This is a genomic window from Halomonas litopenaei (genome assembly GCF_003045775.1).
Classification (GTDB): Bacteria; Pseudomonadota; Gammaproteobacteria; order Pseudomonadales; family Halomonadaceae; genus Halomonas; species Halomonas litopenaei.
The window spans coordinates 158,351-175,635 of sequence record NZ_PXNS01000009.1 but is presented as its reverse complement, the minus strand read 5'-3'; the positions used below and the strand labels follow the sequence as shown (position 1 = coordinate 175,635).

Annotated in this window: 31 protein-coding genes; 30 read left to right on the top strand and 1 reads right to left on the bottom strand. The window is 61.8% G+C overall.

The annotated features are described in order from the left end of the window. From C6W88_RS15740 to C6W88_RS15660, 18 genes are all read left to right on the top strand, one after another. Positions 1-177, top strand: coding sequence for a Cro/CI family transcriptional regulator (locus C6W88_RS15740; RefSeq protein ID WP_108133153.1), 177 nt, complete (start codon positions 1-3; stop codon positions 175-177). A 67-nt stretch (positions 178-244) separates the two neighbouring features. Continuing rightward, the gene (locus C6W88_RS15735) at positions 245-691 is read left to right on the top strand and encodes a phage regulatory CII family protein (RefSeq protein WP_108133152.1); all 447 of its coding nucleotides are present in this window, start codon (positions 245-247) and stop codon (positions 689-691) included. Between the two features lie 66 nt (positions 692-757). Continuing rightward, complete coding sequence (locus C6W88_RS15730; protein ID WP_108133151.1) at positions 758-1,453, top strand: phage antirepressor KilAC domain-containing protein; 696 nt, start codon at positions 758-760, stop codon at positions 1,451-1,453. Then, positions 1,450-2,565, top strand: coding sequence for a replication protein (locus C6W88_RS15725; protein ID WP_108133150.1), 1,116 nt, complete (start codon positions 1,450-1,452; stop codon positions 2,563-2,565). The genes C6W88_RS15730 and C6W88_RS15725 overlap by 4 nt, the downstream gene beginning before the upstream one ends. Then, the gene (locus tag C6W88_RS15720; protein ID WP_231498669.1) at positions 2,456-3,061 is read left to right on the top strand and encodes a hypothetical protein; all 606 of its coding nucleotides are present in this window, start codon (positions 2,456-2,458) and stop codon (positions 3,059-3,061) included. The genes C6W88_RS15725 and C6W88_RS15720 overlap by 110 nt, the downstream gene beginning before the upstream one ends. Continuing rightward, entirely contained in the window at positions 3,058-3,621 is a 564-nt protein-coding gene (locus tag C6W88_RS15715) for a hypothetical protein (RefSeq protein WP_108133148.1), read from the top strand. Before C6W88_RS15720 ends, C6W88_RS15715 begins: the two co-directional genes overlap by 4 nt. After that, the gene (locus C6W88_RS15710; RefSeq protein WP_108133147.1) at positions 3,618-3,848 is read left to right on the top strand and encodes a hypothetical protein; all 231 of its coding nucleotides are present in this window, start codon (positions 3,618-3,620) and stop codon (positions 3,846-3,848) included. The genes C6W88_RS15715 and C6W88_RS15710 overlap by 4 nt, the downstream gene beginning before the upstream one ends. A 76-nt stretch (positions 3,849-3,924) precedes the next feature. Next, positions 3,925-4,383, top strand: a complete 459-nt coding sequence (locus tag C6W88_RS15705; RefSeq protein WP_108133146.1) for a NinB/YbcN family protein — start codon at positions 3,925-3,927, stop codon at positions 4,381-4,383. Beyond that, a complete protein-coding gene (locus C6W88_RS21685) occupies positions 4,380-4,529 on the top strand; it encodes a hypothetical protein (protein WP_197037133.1) in 150 nt (49 codons plus the stop codon). Before C6W88_RS15705 ends, C6W88_RS21685 begins: the two co-directional genes overlap by 4 nt. A 47-nt stretch (positions 4,530-4,576) precedes the next feature. Further along, positions 4,577-4,963 (top strand): DUF968 domain-containing protein, encoded by a 387-nt coding sequence (locus C6W88_RS15700; RefSeq protein ID WP_197037132.1) that lies wholly within the window; start codon positions 4,577-4,579, stop codon positions 4,961-4,963. After that, the gene (locus tag C6W88_RS15695) at positions 4,956-5,183 is read left to right on the top strand and encodes a hypothetical protein (RefSeq protein WP_108133144.1); all 228 of its coding nucleotides are present in this window, start codon (positions 4,956-4,958) and stop codon (positions 5,181-5,183) included. Before C6W88_RS15700 ends, C6W88_RS15695 begins: the two co-directional genes overlap by 8 nt. Then, positions 5,180-5,590, top strand: a complete 411-nt coding sequence (locus tag C6W88_RS15690; protein ID WP_108133143.1) for a hypothetical protein — start codon at positions 5,180-5,182, stop codon at positions 5,588-5,590. Before C6W88_RS15695 ends, C6W88_RS15690 begins: the two co-directional genes overlap by 4 nt. Beyond that, positions 5,587-5,928: a DUF1064 domain-containing protein gene (locus C6W88_RS15685; protein WP_108133142.1), complete on the top strand. Its 342-nt coding sequence runs from the start codon at positions 5,587-5,589 to the stop codon at positions 5,926-5,928. Before C6W88_RS15690 ends, C6W88_RS15685 begins: the two co-directional genes overlap by 4 nt. 234 nt (positions 5,929-6,162) lie before the next feature. Beyond that, positions 6,163-6,702, top strand: coding sequence for a hypothetical protein (locus C6W88_RS15680; RefSeq protein WP_108133141.1), 540 nt, complete (start codon positions 6,163-6,165; stop codon positions 6,700-6,702). A 258-nt stretch (positions 6,703-6,960) separates the two neighbouring features. Continuing rightward, positions 6,961-7,512, top strand: coding sequence for an N-acetylmuramoyl-L-alanine amidase (locus tag C6W88_RS15675; RefSeq protein ID WP_181248705.1), 552 nt, complete (start codon positions 6,961-6,963; stop codon positions 7,510-7,512). Positions 7,513-7,582: 70 nt separating this feature from the next. Further along, positions 7,583-7,813 carry a hypothetical protein gene (locus C6W88_RS15670; RefSeq protein WP_045995096.1) on the top strand — a complete coding sequence of 77 codons (231 nt, stop codon included), beginning with the start codon at positions 7,583-7,585 and terminating at the stop codon, positions 7,811-7,813. After that, entirely contained in the window at positions 7,798-8,238 is a 441-nt protein-coding gene (locus C6W88_RS15665; protein ID WP_108133139.1) for a hypothetical protein, read from the top strand. Before C6W88_RS15670 ends, C6W88_RS15665 begins: the two co-directional genes overlap by 16 nt. Before the next feature lie 8 nt (positions 8,239-8,246). After that, positions 8,247-8,834, top strand: coding sequence for a hypothetical protein (locus C6W88_RS15660; protein WP_146164675.1), 588 nt, complete (start codon positions 8,247-8,249; stop codon positions 8,832-8,834). Between the two features lie 13 nt (positions 8,835-8,847). Here C6W88_RS15660 and C6W88_RS21530 read toward each other — a convergent pair whose 3' ends face one another. Next, positions 8,848-9,021, bottom strand: a complete 174-nt coding sequence (locus tag C6W88_RS21530; protein ID WP_156088607.1) for a hypothetical protein — start codon at positions 9,019-9,021, stop codon at positions 8,848-8,850. A 584-nt stretch (positions 9,022-9,605) separates the two neighbouring features. Between C6W88_RS21530 and C6W88_RS21680 the strand changes: the two genes are divergently transcribed. The 12 genes from C6W88_RS21680 to C6W88_RS15610 all read left to right on the top strand — a co-directional run bounded on the left by C6W88_RS21680 (position 9,606) and on the right by C6W88_RS15610 (position 17,233). Next, on the top strand, positions 9,606-9,758 hold the full coding sequence (locus C6W88_RS21680) for a hypothetical protein (protein WP_181248706.1): 153 nt from the start codon (positions 9,606-9,608) through the stop codon (positions 9,756-9,758). Between the two features lie 2 nt (positions 9,759-9,760). Further along, positions 9,761-10,069: an HNH endonuclease gene (locus C6W88_RS15655; protein WP_108133137.1), complete on the top strand. Its 309-nt coding sequence runs from the start codon at positions 9,761-9,763 to the stop codon at positions 10,067-10,069. Positions 10,070-10,309: 240 nt separating this feature from the next. Then, positions 10,310-10,645, top strand: a complete 336-nt coding sequence (locus C6W88_RS15650) for a phage terminase small subunit, hendrixvirinae-type (RefSeq protein WP_108133136.1) — start codon at positions 10,310-10,312, stop codon at positions 10,643-10,645. A 7-nt stretch (positions 10,646-10,652) separates the two neighbouring features. Beyond that, positions 10,653-12,170 (top strand): terminase large subunit, encoded by a 1,518-nt coding sequence (locus C6W88_RS15645; protein WP_108133135.1) that lies wholly within the window; start codon positions 10,653-10,655, stop codon positions 12,168-12,170. Beyond that, entirely contained in the window at positions 12,170-13,405 is a 1,236-nt protein-coding gene (locus C6W88_RS15640) for a phage portal protein (RefSeq protein WP_108133134.1), read from the top strand. Before C6W88_RS15645 ends, C6W88_RS15640 begins: the two co-directional genes overlap by 1 nt. Positions 13,406-13,418: 13 nt before the next feature. Then, entirely contained in the window at positions 13,419-14,306 is an 888-nt protein-coding gene (locus tag C6W88_RS15635; protein WP_108133133.1) for a head maturation protease, ClpP-related, read from the top strand. Further along, a complete protein-coding gene (locus tag C6W88_RS15630; RefSeq protein ID WP_108133132.1) occupies positions 14,299-15,510 on the top strand; it encodes a phage major capsid protein in 1,212 nt (403 codons plus the stop codon). The genes C6W88_RS15635 and C6W88_RS15630 overlap by 8 nt, the downstream gene beginning before the upstream one ends. 48 nt (positions 15,511-15,558) lie before the next feature. After that, entirely contained in the window at positions 15,559-15,735 is a 177-nt protein-coding gene (locus C6W88_RS21525; protein WP_156088606.1) for a hypothetical protein, read from the top strand. 14 nt (positions 15,736-15,749) lie between these two features. Further along, positions 15,750-16,073, top strand: coding sequence for a head-tail connector protein (locus C6W88_RS15625; protein ID WP_108133131.1), 324 nt, complete (start codon positions 15,750-15,752; stop codon positions 16,071-16,073). Beyond that, a complete protein-coding gene (locus C6W88_RS15620; protein WP_108133130.1) occupies positions 16,070-16,402 on the top strand; it encodes a phage head closure protein in 333 nt (110 codons plus the stop codon). Before C6W88_RS15625 ends, C6W88_RS15620 begins: the two co-directional genes overlap by 4 nt. Continuing rightward, positions 16,395-16,868, top strand: a complete 474-nt coding sequence (locus C6W88_RS15615; protein WP_108133129.1) for an HK97-gp10 family putative phage morphogenesis protein — start codon at positions 16,395-16,397, stop codon at positions 16,866-16,868. The genes C6W88_RS15620 and C6W88_RS15615 overlap by 8 nt, the downstream gene beginning before the upstream one ends. Further along, positions 16,868-17,233, top strand: a complete 366-nt coding sequence (locus C6W88_RS15610; protein WP_108133128.1) for a DUF3168 domain-containing protein — start codon at positions 16,868-16,870, stop codon at positions 17,231-17,233. The genes C6W88_RS15615 and C6W88_RS15610 overlap by 1 nt, the downstream gene beginning before the upstream one ends. The last annotated feature ends 52 nt before the right edge of the window (positions 17,234-17,285 follow it).

Sequence of the window (17,285 nt, the reverse complement as noted above, 5' to 3'; positions counted from 1 at the left end):
ATGACTACCGCAGACGCAATCAAGTATTTCGGCGGCAAGAAGATCGACCTGGCTCGAGCCATCGGAGTTTCCCCCTCAGCGATCACCCAGTGGGGTGAGGACGTTCCTACTCTCCGCCAGTACCAGATTGAGCGGTTGAGCAAGGGGAAGTTGAAGGCCCGGCCCAGTGCCGCTTAACCACACCCATAGATTAACCCCGCCCTGTCACCGCCGACAGGATCGAGAACAGAGCAGAGTTCAACACATGGATAAATTCACAGCATCGATTCAGGAAGTGGCAAAGGAATACGGGCTAGAGCGCCTCGCTGGGGATTTGGGGATGACCTACAACTGCCTGTCCGCACAGCTCAACCCGAACAACGGGCGGCCGCTATCCCTGAGCAAGTACTTCCAGCTGATCCGCTTTGCTCGCGATGCACGCCTGGTGCAGCCGCTTCTCGATCAGATGGGGATGGTGGCGATTCAGAAAGGCGCACGAGACGACGACGCCACCCTGTTTGATCTGGTGATCAACCATCAGGTCGCAGCCGGGACAGTGGCGCAAACAGTGCGTGACGCGCTGGCAGATAACCGAATCAGTGCTCAGGAGCGCAAAGAGATCCGCAAGGCGGTGCGCGCTGAGATTGACGCCCTGACCTCGCTTGAGGCGGAGCTGGAGGAAATGGCCGAGCCGAGACTGGCCAAGGCCTAAACGCAACGAAGCCCCGCCGGCGACCAACCAGAACGGGGCTTCACTACTTCAAAAGGTGATCAAAGTATGAACGACATCATCGAAACCAGCAAGCCCACCATGTCGAGCCGCGAGATCGCGGAACTGACCGGAAGTCGCCACGACGCCGTCCGGAAGTCAGCCGAGCGCCTGGCCGCTGATCAGATTTTAACCTCGCCACTGGCGACGTTCGACTACGAGCACCGTGGCAATACCTATCAGGAGTACCGGTTCAACAAGCGTGACTCCCTGGTGCTGGTTGCTCGCCTCTCCCCGGAGTTCACCGCCGCTGTTGTAGACCGGTGGCAGCAACTCGAGCAGCAGGAGGCCAAGCCTGCCCTGCCCGACTTCACCAACCCTGTCGAAGCCGCCCGTGCCTGGGCCGATGAGGTTGAGAGCAAGCTGCGCGCTGAGGCCGCCCTTGAGCACGCCAAGCCTGCCGTCGAGTTCGTAGAGCGCTACGTCTCCGCCGACTCCGGCAACAAGGGATTCCGCCAGGTCGCCAAGCTGCTCCAGGCCAACGAGCGCGAGTTCCGCGCCTTCCTGCAAGACAGCCGTGTCATGTACCGCTTGGGCGGCGAGTGGATGCCGTACCAGCAGCACATCGACGCTGACCGCTTCGTCGTTAAGACCGGCGTCACCGAGGACGGCGGGCACTCCTACAGCCAGGCCAAATTCACACCCAAGGGCGTCAACTGGATTGCCGGCCTGTGGGCTCAGCACAAGCTGGAGGACGTGGCATGAGCAATCTGGCCCGTATCTCCGACCACGAGCGTTTCGAGGCCCGGGAAGTACCCGAGCCTGAAAGCAAGGGGGCACAGTTGGAAGACGGATATGTCCGTACTGCCAACGCTATCGTCGAGGCGCTTTGCAAGGCGCCATTGACGAGTAGAGAGGCCCGTGTCGTCCGTGCAGTAGAGCGAGCCACCTTCGGGTGGGATCGCTCCTCAGCACGCCTCTCGCAAAGCGTACTGGCCAAGATGACCGGCCTGACGACCAAGCGTTGCAGCGAAACCGTGAACGGCCTGTTGGCCAAGAAGGTTCTTCGTCGCGATGGCGGCTCGCAGGCACCGATCGGCATCAATACCCGCATCAGCGAGTGGGATTTCTCGGCTCAAAAGTCTCGGGTGTCCCCAAAACGGAAGCATGATCCAACTTGGGGACTCCGACCCCAAAATGGGGACGAAAAACGCCCCCAAGATGGGGACACAAATACAGACACTACAGACACTCTAGAACCTAAAGGTTCTAGAAAGTCCTCGAAGAAATCCTCGCCGAAGAAATGGGGTGACCCCGTTGACCACGAGATGGCCGAGCAAATGTTCGCCGCCATCAGTGCCGACCTGACCAACCCCAAGCGTCCGAACATGAGCTCCTGGGCAAACGAGTTTCGCCTGATGCGAACCCGTGACGAGCGCACCGTCGAACAAATCCGTTTCCTGATCACCTGGACTGCCCAACACCAGTTCTGGTCAGTCGTCATCCTCAGCCCCGCCAAGCTGCGCGCCAAGTGGGATCAGCTCGAAATCCAGGTCAAGAAGCTCAAGGAGTCTCGTCATGAAAACCGCATCTCAGCTGGCAACCGTCGCGCAGAGCAGGATCGTGTCGCAGCGAGCCTCGCAGACCCCTACGACACCTCCTGGGCGGAAGGCCTGTTCGACGAAGGAGGAGCGCAAGGAGGAGATTCAGGCGCTGGTGAACCGGGCGTTTACTCGGCTGGAGGCGATTTTTCCGAGGACCTGGCGGATGTCGTTCTCGACGAACGAGATGCTTCAACTGGCCAAGCGGGAGCTCGGATTTTCGATGGCGAGGTGGTCATCACTGCCGACGATGGAATCGCTCGACATGGCCATTGAAGAAATCAAGCTCGAGGGCGGGAACTGGCCGCCATCCATCGCTGAGCTCTGCCGAATCTTCAAACCGAGCCTGAAAGACTTCGGGCTGCCGGAACCCGAGATCGCCTTCCGCGAGGCTTGCACCTATGCAGGCCGGATTATGGAGCACCACTGGAGCCACCAGGCCGTCATGGACGCCACCACTGCCACCGGCTCCTGGGATCTTCGCCACTGCTCCAGCGAAGGCGAGCGATACCGGCTGCGCAAGGTGTTCTTTGCCGAGTACGAGGCGCTGTGCAATCGACTCCTCGAAGGCGGCGAGCTGGATGACCGGATAGCCCTTCTCGAAAGCGATGAGATGAAAAGCGATATCCGCAAGGCCCAAGAGGCCAGTGAGCGAAAGGCTCAGCAGGAGGCGGAGGATTTCTGGCGAACCCGTGGCGAAGAGCCGCCGAAGAGCACCGAAGAAACCATCGCTCGAATCAAAGGGATTCTCGCCGAAGGGGGTGATGCATGAGCGGGCGCATCTGGACCGAGGCCGAGTTGACCACCCTTCGCCAGCGCCTGGCCGAAGGCGTTACCCACCGAGCCATCGCCGAGGAGCTTGGCCGGACCAAGAGCTCTGTCAACCACAAGGCGTGGGACTTGGGCCTGGCTCGCCAGGCCGGCCCCCGCCAACCCTGGACACGCCAGGAGCTGGACAGGCTCGAGCAGATCATTGCCAGCGGCGCTACCTACCAGCAGGCAGCCGACAAGCTGGGGCGCTCACGCATTTCGGTACGGGGCAAGGCCGCCGACATGGGGCTGTGCAACCCAGAGCGGGCCGGGGCCTTTCGCCGGAAAGACGCAGCCCTGGTGGCCGAGATCCACGACATCCTGGGCGACTGCATCGACTTCAAGGGCATGAACTGCTCGGAGTGCACCGCCTACCTCAATGCCATCGGCTACGAGGTCAGCAATTCGTGGGTCCACAAGCAGATCGGCGTGCTGGGCCCTAACTACCGCCGTTGGGCCAGGGAGAACGCCAAGCGCCGCCGCTCCCTGATCATGAGTATGCGCAGGAGGGCCGCCGCATGAACGCCGCCATCAAGTGCAACTACCGATCAACCATGACTGACTGCCCAGCGCACGCCGTGCACATGGCTGTGAACCGTGCCGAGATCAGCGGGAGGCGCTACGGCGTTTTCTCATGCGGAGAGGGCAAGTTTCGTGTCCGTCGCGTCAAGGGACGCCCTCAAAGCGCCCTGGAGATCATCACGCCCTCCTGGAGCTACGACAAAGCGTACCGCGAGGAGGTGGTATGACCCTATTTCTGATCGGCCTGTTCATTGGGGCCTCCCTGGGCGTTCTCACCCTGGCAGTGATCGCGGGAGGCAAGGGATGAGCATCAACATCCGGCTGAACGGCATTGCCGACCTCTCGCGGCTCAAGTGCGCCCTCCAAGAGAGGGGGTTCCCGTGCAACGTAAAGCTGACCGGCACGCGCCGGTCGCTCCCGCAGAATGCCCTATTCCACAAGTGGTGCGAGGAGATTGCAGGCTTCTTCGTTGCCAAGGGTAAGGCCTCATTCGCCGACGGCTCAGCAATGACCAAGGACGCAGTGAAGCGAAACCTAAAGCGCACGTTTCTCGGACACGAGGAGGTCAGCGACATCGACCTGCGCACCGGCGTCATCGAGAAGCGCTACGAACTGCGCAAGACAAGTGATCTGGACGCAGGTGAGATGCACCAGTTCATGACCAAGATTGACGCCTGGGCAGCGGAGTACGGCATCCCTCTTACCCATCCGTTCGACAGCGAATACATGGAGCTTGCCAGAGAATTTGGGGAGGCCGCATGAACCCGACATTCGCCCTATTCGCCTTCGCCATCGTGTCCTGCCTCGGCGCCTGTGCCGCCCTGGCATGGGCGCAGCGCGAGGAGAAGCGCCGGGCCCGCGGGGAGATGCGCAGCTTTCTCGAGCAGATCGACAGGAGGGATTCGTGAGGAGATCAGCCCTCCAGCGGAAGACACCGCTTCGCAACCGGGCGCCGATGGCCCGTAATCCTATGCAGAAGCGCCGCAAGACAGCACAGAAGGCGTCGAGCGACGCCCGGTGGCGCAGTGAGCGTTACCTGGCGTTCGTCCGGTCCCTGCCCTGCTGTGCGTGCGGTGGCTGCGCCACTGACGCCCATCACGTGGTCGGCCTTCACTGGGGCCTGTCTGGCATGGGCACCACAGCCCCGGACAGCTTCGCTATGCCCGTCTGCCGGGAGTGCCATCAGGCGATCCATGCCAGCCCTGAGATGCAGACCCGACAGCCAGGGTGGCTGACCGACACCATCAACCGTGGCCTCGACCACTTCACAGACGATCCCATCGTCGGCGACCTGGCTGACGCCCTCGAGTTCATCGCCGCCAAGGAGGATGCCCATGGCTGACATCGTTAAAAAACTGGCCCGGCAAGGCATCTCAATAGCCAGCCAAGTGGACCTGGCATGGATTGTAGGCACCACGTCGCACTGTATCTGGGAGACAGGAAAAGATAGCCCCTACGGCTACATACGGCGTATCGCCACAGGGAGTCGCGCGCGGGCAATCGTAAACCACGACCGCGTTCTCAACATCGAAGAGACCATGCGCCGGAGGGATGCCAAGTGACTGACCATATCGACAACGCCCTGATCCGCCATGAGGAAGGTCAAAGACGGTCCATATGGCCCAAGAGTATCAGCAAGGAAGGGCTCTTGTGGGACAACGAAAGCCTGACGTTGCCTCCGGTCGGGAGCCGTTGCCGTCTTGTGCTTACCACGCATGAAGGCGTTCCGCAGGAGCACATCGAACGCGACGGAATGCTGGTGGAGGTCATCGCGCACATTGCCAACGGAAACCTTGCGGCTTGCACCTGCCTCGATCACTGGGCCAGAAGTGATGATGGCGAGTGGTGGGTGGCGGCATTTAACGACCGACAGTTTCAACCGGTCAGTGGCGATTGGAATGAAAGCGACTACTGCGACGAGAAACCGCGCAACACAAGCGCCAAGCGCGCCCAGGAGCTGGAGCAATGAGCGATCTAGCCCTGGGCCGCATGAAGGCCGGAAGGATGAACCAGACAGAGGCGGCCTATGCCGCCCTGCTCGAACAGCAGCGCGTCGCCGGCGAGATTGCCTGGTACCGCTTCGAAGGGCTCAAGCTGCGCCTCGCAGACAACACCTTCTACTCACCAGACTTCGCGGTAATGCGAGCTGATGGGCTGATGGAGTGTCACGAGGTCAAGGGCTTCTGGCGGGACGATGCCCGGGCAAAGATCAAGATTGCCGCCGACCTCTACCCCTTCCGGTTCATCGCGGTCATGAAGCGCCGCAAGAAGGATGGCGGCGGCTGGTCCGAGGAGGTGTTCGAGTGAGCGACAAGCAGAGCGAGCGCCCGCCAGATCGGCGCTACCACCACAACGACCCGAGGCGCCGGTCGTGAAGTGGTCACGGAAAAGCGCCTACTCGATCCAAAGCGGCGAATTCGTGATCTGCAAGACGACTCACGGCGGCGTCGACCGCTACACCCTCTGGCGAGGGTTTCAAAGCATCAGCGAACACAGCACGGCGAATGACGCCAAAGCACGAGCAAAACGGGAGAGCGCGGCATGACATACGACGACTGGAACAAAGTGGGCAATCCGTGGCGCGTCGTCGAGGCGGCCAGCGAAAGTGAAGCGGCGTGCCAATCAGCTCTCGCGAGGGTGATCGACACTATGCTTGAGCTCAAGCTGGACTGCAGGCACAAGAACCCGGGGTTCCAGCCCTTCTCGGTCACCGCCCTGGCTGGCGAGGTGCCGGGCGGTGGCGGCCGTAGCGATCAGGCGATGCTGGCTGCCCAGCGCTACCACCCGGACAGCGAATGGCACCGCGCCTGCGCCTTCATGCTTGACCGCCTTCCCCGACGACAGGCAGCCGCCATGATGCTCCAAGCAGCACGCATCCGGCCCGAGAAGGCCGGGGAGTCAGAGTGGAAGGTGACGGCAAGCCAAATGGTGCAACGCCAGGCCCTGTTGCTGAGGAGCCTGGGTATGGCAGAGGGAGTAAGGCCGTATGAGAGCGTCGAGGCGCTTCAGAAGTGCGCCCGACGGGCTCGCACCACGCTTAGGAACTGGATCGCTCAGCAAGAAGTACGATCAGCTGCTTGACAAGTGGCCGGTTGGTGTTACCCTAACTGGTAGGCTGGCATAGGTACGCCTAAACAGCCCAAGACTTTCAAGGCCTCGCCCGCACCGGCGGGGCTTTTTCGTTCCTGCGCCCTGGCCTCCCGCCGGGGCGTAGTTCGTTATGCCGTCCCGCGAGCCCTGTCCCTCGCCATCGAGTGGGCGGCACCCTTTCCCGTGATGACGCCGCCACCTGGTGTCTTTGCCCGTTCCTGCGGGCTGTTTTATTCGAGGTGCATGATGATGGCGCTCCAGACACAGACGCTGTTCATCAGCGCCGGCCACTCGATGTCCGATCCTGGCGCAACCGGTAACGGCCTGACCGAGGCTGACGTGGTGCTCGACTTCCGCGACCGGCTATGTGACTACCTCGCCGACAAGCTGGTATTTGGCCGAGATGGCCAGCCGGGCCAGAACCTGCCGCTACGTCAGGCCTGCGAGATGGCCAAGCGTCACGACGTTGCTGTCGAGTTCCACTGCAATGCCTTCTCCAAGCCCACCGCCACCGGTGTCGAAACACTGTCGGATGCGAGCGGCAAGCGGCTAGGCGCCCTCCTCTGCCACTCAATGGCGAGTGTCATGGGCATCGACAACCGCGGCGCGAAAGGCGAAGGCTCTGGCCAGCACAGCCGGCTGGCCTTCGTCCGTGCCGGCGGGATCATCGTCGAGCTGTTCTTCATCACGAACCCGAATGACCTGGCTGCATACCGCGACAACCTCGACGCCCTGGTGACCGAGGTCGGCCAAGTGCTGATCGCCGAGGTGTGCGAGCCCGAGTATTCCGACGCTGCCTAAGAGCGGCGCGGACACAACGCTTGAATACGCAGACCGCGAAAGCGGAAAACACACCAGCCCGAGAGTTCCTATGGCTGAACAAGACGATCCTCTCGAAAGGCTGGAGCGCCGCGTCTGCACTGACCCCCAGTTTTCAGAACAAGACGTCGCCCTGATCCACGAGGTGCTGCGAGCCTATCGCGGCTGGAAGTCCCTCGGTTGGGCCGCCAAGTGGGTGACGATGATCCTGGCCAGTCTTGCGGGCGCTCTGATGGCATGGAAGACCGTAGCCGAGGAGATACGCAAATGGCTGACCGGATAGCACACTGGGCCCTGAGCTGGCCCGCCTTTTTCCTGGCCCTGGGCTGGCTTGGGCTGTTCTCGCAGACAGACACCGCTGCACGACTCCATGGGTCAGTGCTCCCGGTGGTCACCGAGATGCAGATCGAGAGCCTGGCCGAGACGGAATACCTGGGCCGCCCTGCCACGATCGTGAGCGGTTCGGCAGTCAAGAATCGGAAGTGCAGCTTCCGAGGCGTCGAATGGGCGCTCGAGGGTCAGGCCGGCATGGACGTGAAGGTCGACGCCTTCTTCAAGGATGCTCCGATGATCCGTGGCGAAGGCGTACAGCACTGGCAGGCGCTGATCGTTGGCGTTCCCCCTGATCAACTACCCGACACCCGGGGCGTCGTCCGGCATGAATGCGGACGCTTCCCCGCCATCACGTCGCTCTACAGCGGCGAGTGAGGCCAAGCATGAACTGGAGCGACGTTGGTGGATTCCTATCAGAGATTGCACCGAGTGTTGGCCAAGCGCTCAAAGAGGCTGCCCCTGGCATGGTTCAGGTCGCAGGAGCCGCGGCTGGCAATGCCGTTGTACCTGGCGCTGGTGGCCTGGTCGGTGCTGCTCTGGGTAAGCGCGTCGCTGACGCTCTGGGCACTGAGGCCACGCCGCAGGCGGTAGTGAGCCAAGTACAGACTGACCCGGAAGCGGCCAAGGCCAAACTGCGCGAACTCGACATCGAGCTGACCCGGCTCTACCTACAGGATCAGCAGGACGCCCGGGCAATGCAGATCGCCACGCTGCAGGCCGACAACGCCGGCTGGCTGGCCCGCAACTTCGTGTACCTGCTCGGCACCCTGGTGATCGTCGCAGTGTTCGCCTACATCGGCGCGGTGACGTTCGTGGAGCTGACACCCACCGGCGAGCGGTATGCCGACATCGCGGTGACGGGCATTGCCGCGGGCCTGGTCAGCAGCGTGATGGGCTTCTTCCTCGGCAGCCGGCAGCGGCAAGAGAGCCGAGCGCCCCGTACGTTCATGGACGCGATCAGAACAAAGTGAGCCCGACGGGTATTCAGTCAGCCTCGCTATCGCGGTTGAGTTTTTCGGCTTCTCGTTCAGCTGCTTCGCAGTCGTGGTAGGAAGCAATTACGTCGTCGTTCAGGTGCGTATCGACCACCTGCCAGTAATCGACCTTGGTGCTGTCGGGATCGGTAAGCACTGAGCGAACTTGGAATCTGGCAGGCATTCTGGAACTACCTCGCGATCATGGGGGCAGTCATGAGGATAGCTTAGGTGGCCGGCTGCGAAACGAATGATAAGGCTGCTGCTTCGGCACGGGCATCTGCCTCGCGGGAATGTCGCGAAACAACCTCTCTGGATTCTTCATTGTAGTGCTGAGAAAGCTTAACTACCGCCCACCGCACCCGCCGGCTCTTAGCGGTTAGGTAGCTCTCGACCAAATACTTGTCCACCTCCAGGTCTCCTACAGATCGACTAAGGCGGTGGCAGAGTATGCTGAGAACGAACCTATGGCAACAGCCTACACATCGGTATAGCAACAGTTTCGATGCACGCCCATGCCCAAGGCTGATGTAAGACGCTTGAGCATAGCGGTCGCTCCGCACGCACCCAGCCCCTAGCTCGGCACGCTAAACACCCTGCAGCACCCGGAGGTGGTCCCCACCTACCAAGGGCGGACGCTGTGAAGCGCTGCACTCCGTACCAGCCGTCTGAGAAAGCTCAGGCGGTCCCTATTCGATGAGGTCAGCATGGCATGTTCAGGCTGTGCCGCTCGACGTGAGCGCATCAAGAAGTGGAGGGCCATCGCCCATGAGCGAGCCAAGCGACTTTTTGCTCCGCGAGATGCTGCTGGAGCAGAGACGGACCAACGAACTACTGGCCCTGCTGATCCAAGCCCTGGCCGACGAGGCTGACCCCGACGATCCCCCTACCACCTACCTGGATGGCACGCCTGCGAGGTGACCATGAAGGAACGTCCGTGGCGCCGCCTGTACAACACCAAAGCATGGTATCGACTACGCGCTGCACAGCTACGTGATGAGCCGCTGTGTCGCTTGTGTCAGCAGATGGGGAGAGTCACTGCCGCCGGCATCGCCGACCACATCATCCCGCACAAGGGTGACGAGGCGCTGTTCTATGACCCCGGCAATCTCCAGAGCCTGTGCAAGCACTGCCACGATAGTGCAAAGCAGGGCCAAGAGAAGACGGGGCGACTGCCAGGATGCGGAGAGGACGGATGGCCGCTCGACCCTGGCCACCACTGGCGGACATAGGGAGGGGTGGGTCGAAAGTTCACCGGTACCGCTTAAAGACCGCCGCCGAAGTTTTCTTTCATCGCTAACCCAGTTTTTCTCATATTTAGGCTTGACAACATGACGAAAAGTAATCGCCGCAAGCGTAGCGACAGCGCGGCTGCCGCTCAGTCGGCGGTTGCGTCAGCGGCGGCCGGAATCATCGAGCCACCGAAACATGTTCACCTGCCAACAGCGGCCCGGCCGTTCTGGGACGCCATCATGCAGACCCGCGCCGCCGACTCTTGGACGCCTGGCGATCTGGTACTGGCTGCCCATCTGGCCAGGGTGAACGCCGACATCGAGCATTACACCAAGGTGGCTGAGGATGAGACGCGACTGATGGCCGACCAGGCCGGCGTGTCGAAGATCCACCCGGTCCACAAGATTCTGACCGACCTTTCCGCTCAGGCGCTGTCCCTGTCCCGCTCTCTGCAAATCCATGCCCGGGCGACCCAGGGCGAGTCACGCGACCAGCAAAAGCGCAACGGGCTGCATGCCGAGGCGCAACGAACCATGAGCGCTGCCGACGACCTGATTGCGCGCCCAATGCACTGAGGTGCCCATGACCCGTGGCGAAAGAGTCATAGCGTTCATTGAGGCGCTATGCCGCGTGCCGGAAGGGAAGTTGGTAGGCCAGCCGATCAAGCTGGCCGACTTTCAGAAGCGCTTCATCCTCGATGTCTACGACAACCCAGTCGGAACCACAGACGGTTACCTGAGCATCGCCCGCAAGAACGGCAAGACGGGCCTGATTGCCGGCATCCTGCTGGCCCACCTGGTCGGCCCCGAGGCCAAGCAGAACAGCCAGATCGTGTCGGGCGCTATGAGCCGCGAGCAGGCGGGCATCGTGTTCAACCTGGCCTGCAAGATGGTCCAGCTAGAACCCCGGCTGACTGAGATCGTCCACATCGTGCCGAGCGGCAAGAAGCTGATCGGTCTGCCCTGCAACGTCGAGTACAAGGCGCTGGCCGCCGAAGGCAAGACCACCCACGGCCTTTCTCCGATCCTCGCAATCCTCGATGAGGTCGGCCAGGTGCGCGGCCCGCAGGATGATTTCATCGACGCGATCACGACCGCCCAGGGCGCCCACGATGCACCGCTCCTGCTGGCAATCAGCACGCAGGCAGCCACCGACGCCGACCTCCTCTCTGTGTGGCTGGATGACGCCGAGCGCTCTGGCGACCCCCATATCGTCAGTCACGTCTATGCGGCGCCCAAGGATGCCGAGCTGGACGACGAGTCAGCCTGGAAGGCAGCCAACCCGGCGCTTGATCTGTTCCGCTCCAGGGCGGACATGGAGAAGCAGGCCACCCGCGCCAAACGGATGCCGTCAGCCGAGAACACTTTCCGAAACCTGAACCTGAACCAGCGCGTGTCGACGGTCTCGCCGTTCGTGTCGCCCGACGCCTGGAAAGCGTGCGGTGGTGGCCCTGAGCGCCTCGAAGGCCTTGTCGCCTATTCCGGACTGGACCTGTCAGCCCGAACCGACTTGACCGCTTGCGTGATCGTGGGCCGTGACGCCGACGGCGTGGCTCACGTATGGCCCTATTTCTGGACACCGGAGAAAGGGCTGCACGAGCGGGCCAAGACCGACCGAGTGCCCTACGACGCCTGGGTGCGAGACGGGTGGCTACGTACCACACCGGGCGCAACAGTGGACTACTCCTTTGTGGCCGCCGAGATGGCCGAGATCATGGCCGACCTCGACGTCGAGCTGGTGGCATTCGACCGGTGGCGCATCGACGTCTTCAAGAAGGACGCCGAGCATCTCGGCATGGAGTTCCCGCTGACACCCTTCGGCCAGGGCTTCAAAGACATGAGCCCTGCCCTGGACATCCTCGAGGCCGATCTACTCAACGGCCGCATCCGGCACGGCAATCACCCGGTGCTGACCATGTGCGCCGCCAACGCTGTGGTCACGAAAGACGCCGCGGGAAACCGCAAACTCGACAAACACAAGGCAACCGGCCGCATCGACGGCATGGTGGCCTTGGCCATGGCCCTGGGCTGCGCGGGCGCTGGCGAGGTGGCTGAGGACTACGACGACTTTATCGATAACATGATCATGGTAGGTGTCTGATGGCGCGAAAAGATAAACCGGGTCGCGTCAAGTCGGCCCTGCTGGACTGGCTTGGCGTACCGATCCACTTGACCTCGGGCGAGTTCTGGAAGGAATGGAATGGGCGCTCATCGAGCGGCAAGGACGTCACCGTCAACGCCACGCTTCAGCTCTCTGCTGCCTGGGCCTGTGTCCGGCTACTGTCCGAAACCATCTCTACGCTGCCCCTCAAGCTGTACGAACGGCAGTCTGACGGTTCCAGGATCGCCGCTACCAGCCACCCGATGCACTCACTAATCACCCGGGCACCTAACCGCGAGATGACGCCGTCCCGGTACATGCTGATGATTGTTGCCAGCCTATGCCTCTGGGGCAACGCATTCGTGGAAAAACGGAAGGTTGGCTCGCGGGTGGTTGCACTGGAGCCCCTGCTCCCGCAGCGGATGACAGTGAAGCGCGCCGACAATGGCGCCCTGCAGTACAAATACCTTGATCCGATGACTGGGAAGGATCGCGAGATTGCCGAAAAGGACGTGATGCACATCCGAGGCTTCGGTCTTGATGGAATCTGCGGCATGCAGCCGGTGAGCGCTGGGCGCGATGTCTTCGGAGGCGCCATGTCCGCAGACGAGGCGGCGAACAAGGTGTTCGCCCAGGGCATGCAGGCCTCCGGAATCTTGAGCGGCGACAGCCCCCTCAAGCAAGAGCAGCGTGACCGTCTGCAGAAGCACCTTGAGCGATTCATGGGGTCCACCAATGCCGGCAAGGTGATGGTCACCGAGGCCGGCATGAAGTACCAGGCCATCACCATGAATCCCGAGGCCGCGCAGATGCTGGAGACTCGAAACTTCAGCGTTGAGGAGATCTGCCGCTGGTTCCGCGTGCCGCCGTTCATGGTCGGCCACATGGACAAGCAGTCGTCTTGGGCCTCCAGTGTCGAGGGCATGAACCTGCAGTTCCTGACCAATACTCTACGGCCGATTCTCGAGAACATCGAGCAAGAGATCGACCGGTGCCTGCTGGGAAATACAGACCGCTACTACGTGGAGTTCAGCGTCGAGGGGCTGCTGCGAGCTGACAGCACTGGCCGGGCGAACTACTACAACACCCTCCTGCAGAACGGGGTTATGTCGAGAAACGAGGTCCGCCGGCTAGAGAACCTGCCGCAGGTAGAAGGCGGCGATACCCTCACCGTCCAATCCAACATGATGGCGCTCGATCAGATCGGCGCCAATCCGCCAGACCAGTCCACATAGCCCGGAGCTAACCATGACCATCAAGCAACTTCCGGCAGCGCCGGAGGCTCGCCCGTGCGCGGGCGTTCAGTGTGATCTGCTGCCGAAGGCGCTGGAAGCCTGGAACCCGGGCCTGCACGCCGCTGAGCAGGAAGCCGCGAACACGATCAGCATCTACGACCCTATCGGCGCCGATTTGTTCGGCGATGGCGTCACTGCCAAGCGCATCGCCGGCGCTCTGCGGAATATCGGTCCGGGCAAGGACGTGACAGTCAACATCAACTCCCCCGGCGGCGACGTCTTCGAGGGCCTGGCCATCTACAACCTCCTGCGTGACCACCGCGGGAAGGTCACCGTCAACGTGATGGGATTGGCCGCCTCGGCCGCCTCGTTCATCGCCATGGCTGCCGACGAGATCCGTATCGGCCGGGCAGCGTTCTTCATGGTCCACAACGCCTGGGTCATGGCCATGGGCAACCGCAACGAACTGCGAGAGGTGGCCGACTGGCTGGAGCCATTCGATCACACCCTGGCCGACATCTATGCCGCTCGCACAGGCCTGCCGATCGAGGACATCAAAGACCAGCTCGACGCCGAAACATGGATCGGCGGTACCGAAGCCGTCGAGATGGGGTGGGCGGATGACTACCTGCCCTCCGACATGGTCGAGACCGACGATCCCAGCAATCAACTCGACTCACGCCTGGCCGCCCGAGAGATGGATGTGGTCATGGCAAAAGCGGGCGTACCGCGCAGCAAGCGACGCTCGCTAATGCAAGCACTCAAGTCCGGTACGCCAAGCGCTGCCGACTCCGGTACGCCTAGCGCTGCCGATCACGAGGCCGGAATGGCCGAAGCCTACGCCGACTTCCAGAAGATGGTCGCGCAACTCACTACAGTCACCGGAGAAAACCATGACTGACAAGACAAACGCCCAGCTGCTCGCCGACGCCACCAAGCAACTCGAGAAGGTGCAGGACGAGCTGAATCAAAAATCCGAGCGCGCTCTGACCGAGGCGTCCCGTAGTGGCCAGCTCTCTGCCGAGACCAAAGAGGCAGTTGACCGCCTCATGACCACCCAGAATGGTCTCCAGGAATCGGTCAACACCCTCAAGGCCAGCCTGGGCGAGCTTGAGCAGGAATACGCCCGCATGCCGCTGGATCGGGCTATGGGTGCCGCCAAGAGCGCCGGCAGCATGGTGGCCGAGTCTGACGCCCTCAAGGCATTTGCTGCAGACGTGCAGTCTGGCCGCCGCGTCAGCGTTCCGGTCAACGTCCTGACCTCGCCCGACGTTGGTGGCGACATCATTGCCCCTGATCGCCAGCCAGGCATCGACGTCGCGCCCAAGCAGCGCCTGTTCATCCGAGACCTGATCGCACCCGGCCGTACCGCGTCGAACACGATCTACTGGGTACAGCAGACTGGCTTCACCAACAACGCGGCGCCGGTGGCGGAAAACACCACCAAGCCGTACAGCGATATCGAGTTCGCCGAGAAGATCACCCCGGTGCGCACCCTGGCCCACCTGTTCAAGGCGTCCAAGCAGATCCTCGATGACATGCCGCAACTGCAGTCCATGGTGGATGCTGAGCTGCGCTACGGCCTCAAGTACGTCGAGGAGCAACAGATCCTGTTCGGCGACGGCACCGGCCAAAACCTGGAAGGCATCGTCCCGCAGGCGTCCGCTTACTCCGCGGCCTTCGCAGTGGATGAGCAGAACGGCATCGACGATCTACGCCTGGCGATGCTTCAGGCACAGCTTGCCCGGTTCCCTGCCAGCGGCCACGTCCTGCACTTCATCGACTGGGCCAAGATCGAGCTGACCAAGGACAGCATGGGCCGTTACATCCTGGCCAACCCCGCCGGCCTGACCGGCCCGACGCTCTGGGGCCTGCCGGTTGTCGCCACCGAAGCAGCTGCGTTCCAGGGCAAGTTCCTGACAGGAGCCTTCAACGCCGGCGCGCAAATCTTCGATCGCGAAGATGCCAACGTGGTGGTGTCCACCGAGAACGCCGACGACTTCGAGAAGAACATGATCTCGATTCGTTGCGAGGAGCGTCTTGCGCTGGCCGTTAAGCGTCCCGAGGCGTTCATCTACGGCGACTTCACCGTCCCGGCACCGTAAGCCTAACGGCATGGGGGCTCGCGCCCCCATGCTCACCAGGAGAGCACAATGAAGCTGATCACTAACTATCCCATCGCTTTCAAGGGCGGCGTGGTGCTGGCCGGCGGCTCGATGGAGACGACTGAGCCCCATGGCCGCGAATTGATCCGCAAGGGCTACGCTCGCCAGTACGAAGAAGCGCCTGAGAAAAAGCGGACCACGAAACGAAGCGGCTCCACTGACTAACAGGAGGCCCCAACATGCTGGACCTCCCTACCATCAAGCTGCATTGCCGGCTTGACCCCGATTACACCGAGGAGGATGACCTTCTCGAGGTCTATTCGCAGGCTGCGTCCCGGTTCATCGAAAACCAGACCGACCGAACCCTATATGCGTCCAGTGATTCTGTGCCTGACGAGGACGACTGTCCGCTGGTGATGGACGGCAGTGTCCGAACAGCGATGCTGCTGTTGATCGGTCACTGGTACGAGAACCGAGAGGCGGTTGTTGTTGGGAACATCACGTCCGAGGTGCCAATGGCCGTCGAGGCCTTGATTCAGCCCTACAGGATCTATGGCGTATGAGAATCGGCAAGATGCGGCACCGAGTGACTATTGAGCGCCCGGGGCTTACCCAAGACCCTGCAACAGGCGAGATGATCCCTGGGTGGCAAAAGGTCAGGACAGTCTGGGCCTCCGTCGAACCACTAAGCGCCAGAGAGTTCATTGTCGCCGGCGCTGACCAGGCAGAACTGTCGGCCAAGATCATCATGCGCCACCGCGACGACATCGCCCCGGATATGCGTATTCTTCACCGCGGCAAGGTGTACAACATCCAGGGCGTTCTACCCGATCCGGAAAGTGGCCGGCACTACTTGACCATCCCGGTTTCTGAGGGCGTCAACGATGGCTGATCTGTCGTTCAACCTCTCTGGCGTCGATGAGGCGCTGGCGAAGATGAAGCAGGTGGAGGCCCTGCCGAAGAAAAAGGCGACGCGGTTTGCCCTGCGTAAGGCGGCGAACCTTGTTCGTGATCGCGCCAAGGATGGAGCGCTTCGGATTGACGACCCACAGACCGCCAATAGCATTGCCGAAAACGTGGTGGTCCGGTTCGATAGCCAGTACTTCCGACAGCACGGCGATCTGAAAATGAGTGTCGGTGTCCGCGGCGGCTCGACGTCGAAGGCCAAGAACGCCAACAACCCTGGCGGTGATACTTACTACTGGCGGTTTAAGGAGTTCGGCACTGAGAAAATGGGCGCCGATCCCTTCATGCGACCAGCGATGCAGGAATCAATTGAGCCAGCGACAAATGAGTTCCTGCGCCAGTTCGACAAGGCCCTGGCGCGGGCGATCAATAGAGCCAATCGAGGTAGCTGATGCATCCACCGATCTTCACTGTCTGCGCTTCTGACCCGAAGGTCACAGCGCTTCTCGGCTCAAGCCCTACTCGTCTCTACCCCTGGGGTGAAGCACCTCAAGGCGTGGCTACCCCGTATGCCGTGTGGCAAGTGGTGACCGGCGCCCCCGAGAACTATCTGGCCCAGCGGCCGGATATAGATGCCTTCACCCTGCAGGTGGACGTCTACGCCGACACGGGCAGCGCGGCCACCGACGTTGCCGAAGCTATCCGCGACGCTATAGAAGACAAGGCCTACGTCGTCCGCTGGGGCGGTCAAGAAACTGACCCTGACACGGGGCGGCGCCGTATCTCGTTCGACGTCGATTGGCTCGTTCCGAGATAGCCCGCTCCCACTACGTCACCACCCTCGCCCGCCATGTGCGGGCTTTTTCATG

Excerpts from the sequence above, each read along its gene's own strand:
- C6W88_RS15740 (WP_108133153.1), top strand. The coding sequence starts at position 1 with ATGACTACCGCAGACGCAATCAAGTATTTCGGCGGCAAGAAGATCGAC.
- C6W88_RS15735 (WP_108133152.1), top strand. The coding sequence starts at position 245 with ATGGATAAATTCACAGCATCGATTCAGGAAGTGGCAAAGGAATACGGG.
- C6W88_RS15730 (WP_108133151.1), top strand. The coding sequence starts at position 758 with ATGAACGACATCATCGAAACCAGCAAGCCCACCATGTCGAGCCGCGAG.
- C6W88_RS15725 (WP_108133150.1), top strand. The coding sequence starts at position 1,450 with ATGAGCAATCTGGCCCGTATCTCCGACCACGAGCGTTTCGAGGCCCGG.
- C6W88_RS15720 (WP_231498669.1), top strand. The coding sequence starts at position 2,456 with ATGTCGTTCTCGACGAACGAGATGCTTCAACTGGCCAAGCGGGAGCTC.
- C6W88_RS15715 (WP_108133148.1), top strand. The coding sequence starts at position 3,058 with ATGAGCGGGCGCATCTGGACCGAGGCCGAGTTGACCACCCTTCGCCAG.
- C6W88_RS15710 (WP_108133147.1), top strand. The coding sequence starts at position 3,618 with ATGAACGCCGCCATCAAGTGCAACTACCGATCAACCATGACTGACTGC.
- C6W88_RS15705 (WP_108133146.1), top strand. The coding sequence starts at position 3,925 with ATGAGCATCAACATCCGGCTGAACGGCATTGCCGACCTCTCGCGGCTC.
- C6W88_RS21685 (WP_197037133.1), top strand. The coding sequence starts at position 4,380 with ATGAACCCGACATTCGCCCTATTCGCCTTCGCCATCGTGTCCTGCCTC.
- C6W88_RS15700 (WP_197037132.1), top strand. The coding sequence starts at position 4,577 with ATGGCCCGTAATCCTATGCAGAAGCGCCGCAAGACAGCACAGAAGGCG.
- C6W88_RS15695 (WP_108133144.1), top strand. The coding sequence starts at position 4,956 with ATGGCTGACATCGTTAAAAAACTGGCCCGGCAAGGCATCTCAATAGCC.
- C6W88_RS15685 (WP_108133142.1), top strand. The coding sequence starts at position 5,587 with ATGAGCGATCTAGCCCTGGGCCGCATGAAGGCCGGAAGGATGAACCAG.
- C6W88_RS15680 (WP_108133141.1), top strand. The coding sequence starts at position 6,163 with ATGACATACGACGACTGGAACAAAGTGGGCAATCCGTGGCGCGTCGTC.
- C6W88_RS15675 (WP_181248705.1), top strand. The coding sequence starts at position 6,961 with ATGGCGCTCCAGACACAGACGCTGTTCATCAGCGCCGGCCACTCGATG.
- C6W88_RS15670 (WP_045995096.1), top strand. The coding sequence starts at position 7,583 with ATGGCTGAACAAGACGATCCTCTCGAAAGGCTGGAGCGCCGCGTCTGC.
- C6W88_RS15665 (WP_108133139.1), top strand. The coding sequence starts at position 7,798 with ATGGCTGACCGGATAGCACACTGGGCCCTGAGCTGGCCCGCCTTTTTC.
- C6W88_RS15660 (WP_146164675.1), top strand. The coding sequence starts at position 8,247 with ATGAACTGGAGCGACGTTGGTGGATTCCTATCAGAGATTGCACCGAGT.
- C6W88_RS21530 (WP_156088607.1), bottom strand. The coding sequence starts at position 9,021 with ATGCCTGCCAGATTCCAAGTTCGCTCAGTGCTTACCGATCCCGACAGC.
- C6W88_RS21680 (WP_181248706.1), top strand. The coding sequence starts at position 9,606 with ATGAGCGAGCCAAGCGACTTTTTGCTCCGCGAGATGCTGCTGGAGCAG.
- C6W88_RS15655 (WP_108133137.1), top strand. The coding sequence starts at position 9,761 with ATGAAGGAACGTCCGTGGCGCCGCCTGTACAACACCAAAGCATGGTAT.
- C6W88_RS15650 (WP_108133136.1), top strand. The coding sequence starts at position 10,310 with ATGCAGACCCGCGCCGCCGACTCTTGGACGCCTGGCGATCTGGTACTG.
- C6W88_RS15645 (WP_108133135.1), top strand. The coding sequence starts at position 10,653 with ATGACCCGTGGCGAAAGAGTCATAGCGTTCATTGAGGCGCTATGCCGC.
- C6W88_RS15640 (WP_108133134.1), top strand. The coding sequence starts at position 12,170 with ATGGCGCGAAAAGATAAACCGGGTCGCGTCAAGTCGGCCCTGCTGGAC.
- C6W88_RS15635 (WP_108133133.1), top strand. The coding sequence starts at position 13,419 with ATGACCATCAAGCAACTTCCGGCAGCGCCGGAGGCTCGCCCGTGCGCG.
- C6W88_RS15630 (WP_108133132.1), top strand. The coding sequence starts at position 14,299 with ATGACTGACAAGACAAACGCCCAGCTGCTCGCCGACGCCACCAAGCAA.
- C6W88_RS21525 (WP_156088606.1), top strand. The coding sequence starts at position 15,559 with ATGAAGCTGATCACTAACTATCCCATCGCTTTCAAGGGCGGCGTGGTG.
- C6W88_RS15625 (WP_108133131.1), top strand. The coding sequence starts at position 15,750 with ATGCTGGACCTCCCTACCATCAAGCTGCATTGCCGGCTTGACCCCGAT.
- C6W88_RS15620 (WP_108133130.1), top strand. The coding sequence starts at position 16,070 with ATGAGAATCGGCAAGATGCGGCACCGAGTGACTATTGAGCGCCCGGGG.
- C6W88_RS15615 (WP_108133129.1), top strand. The coding sequence starts at position 16,395 with ATGGCTGATCTGTCGTTCAACCTCTCTGGCGTCGATGAGGCGCTGGCG.
- C6W88_RS15610 (WP_108133128.1), top strand. The coding sequence starts at position 16,868 with ATGCATCCACCGATCTTCACTGTCTGCGCTTCTGACCCGAAGGTCACA.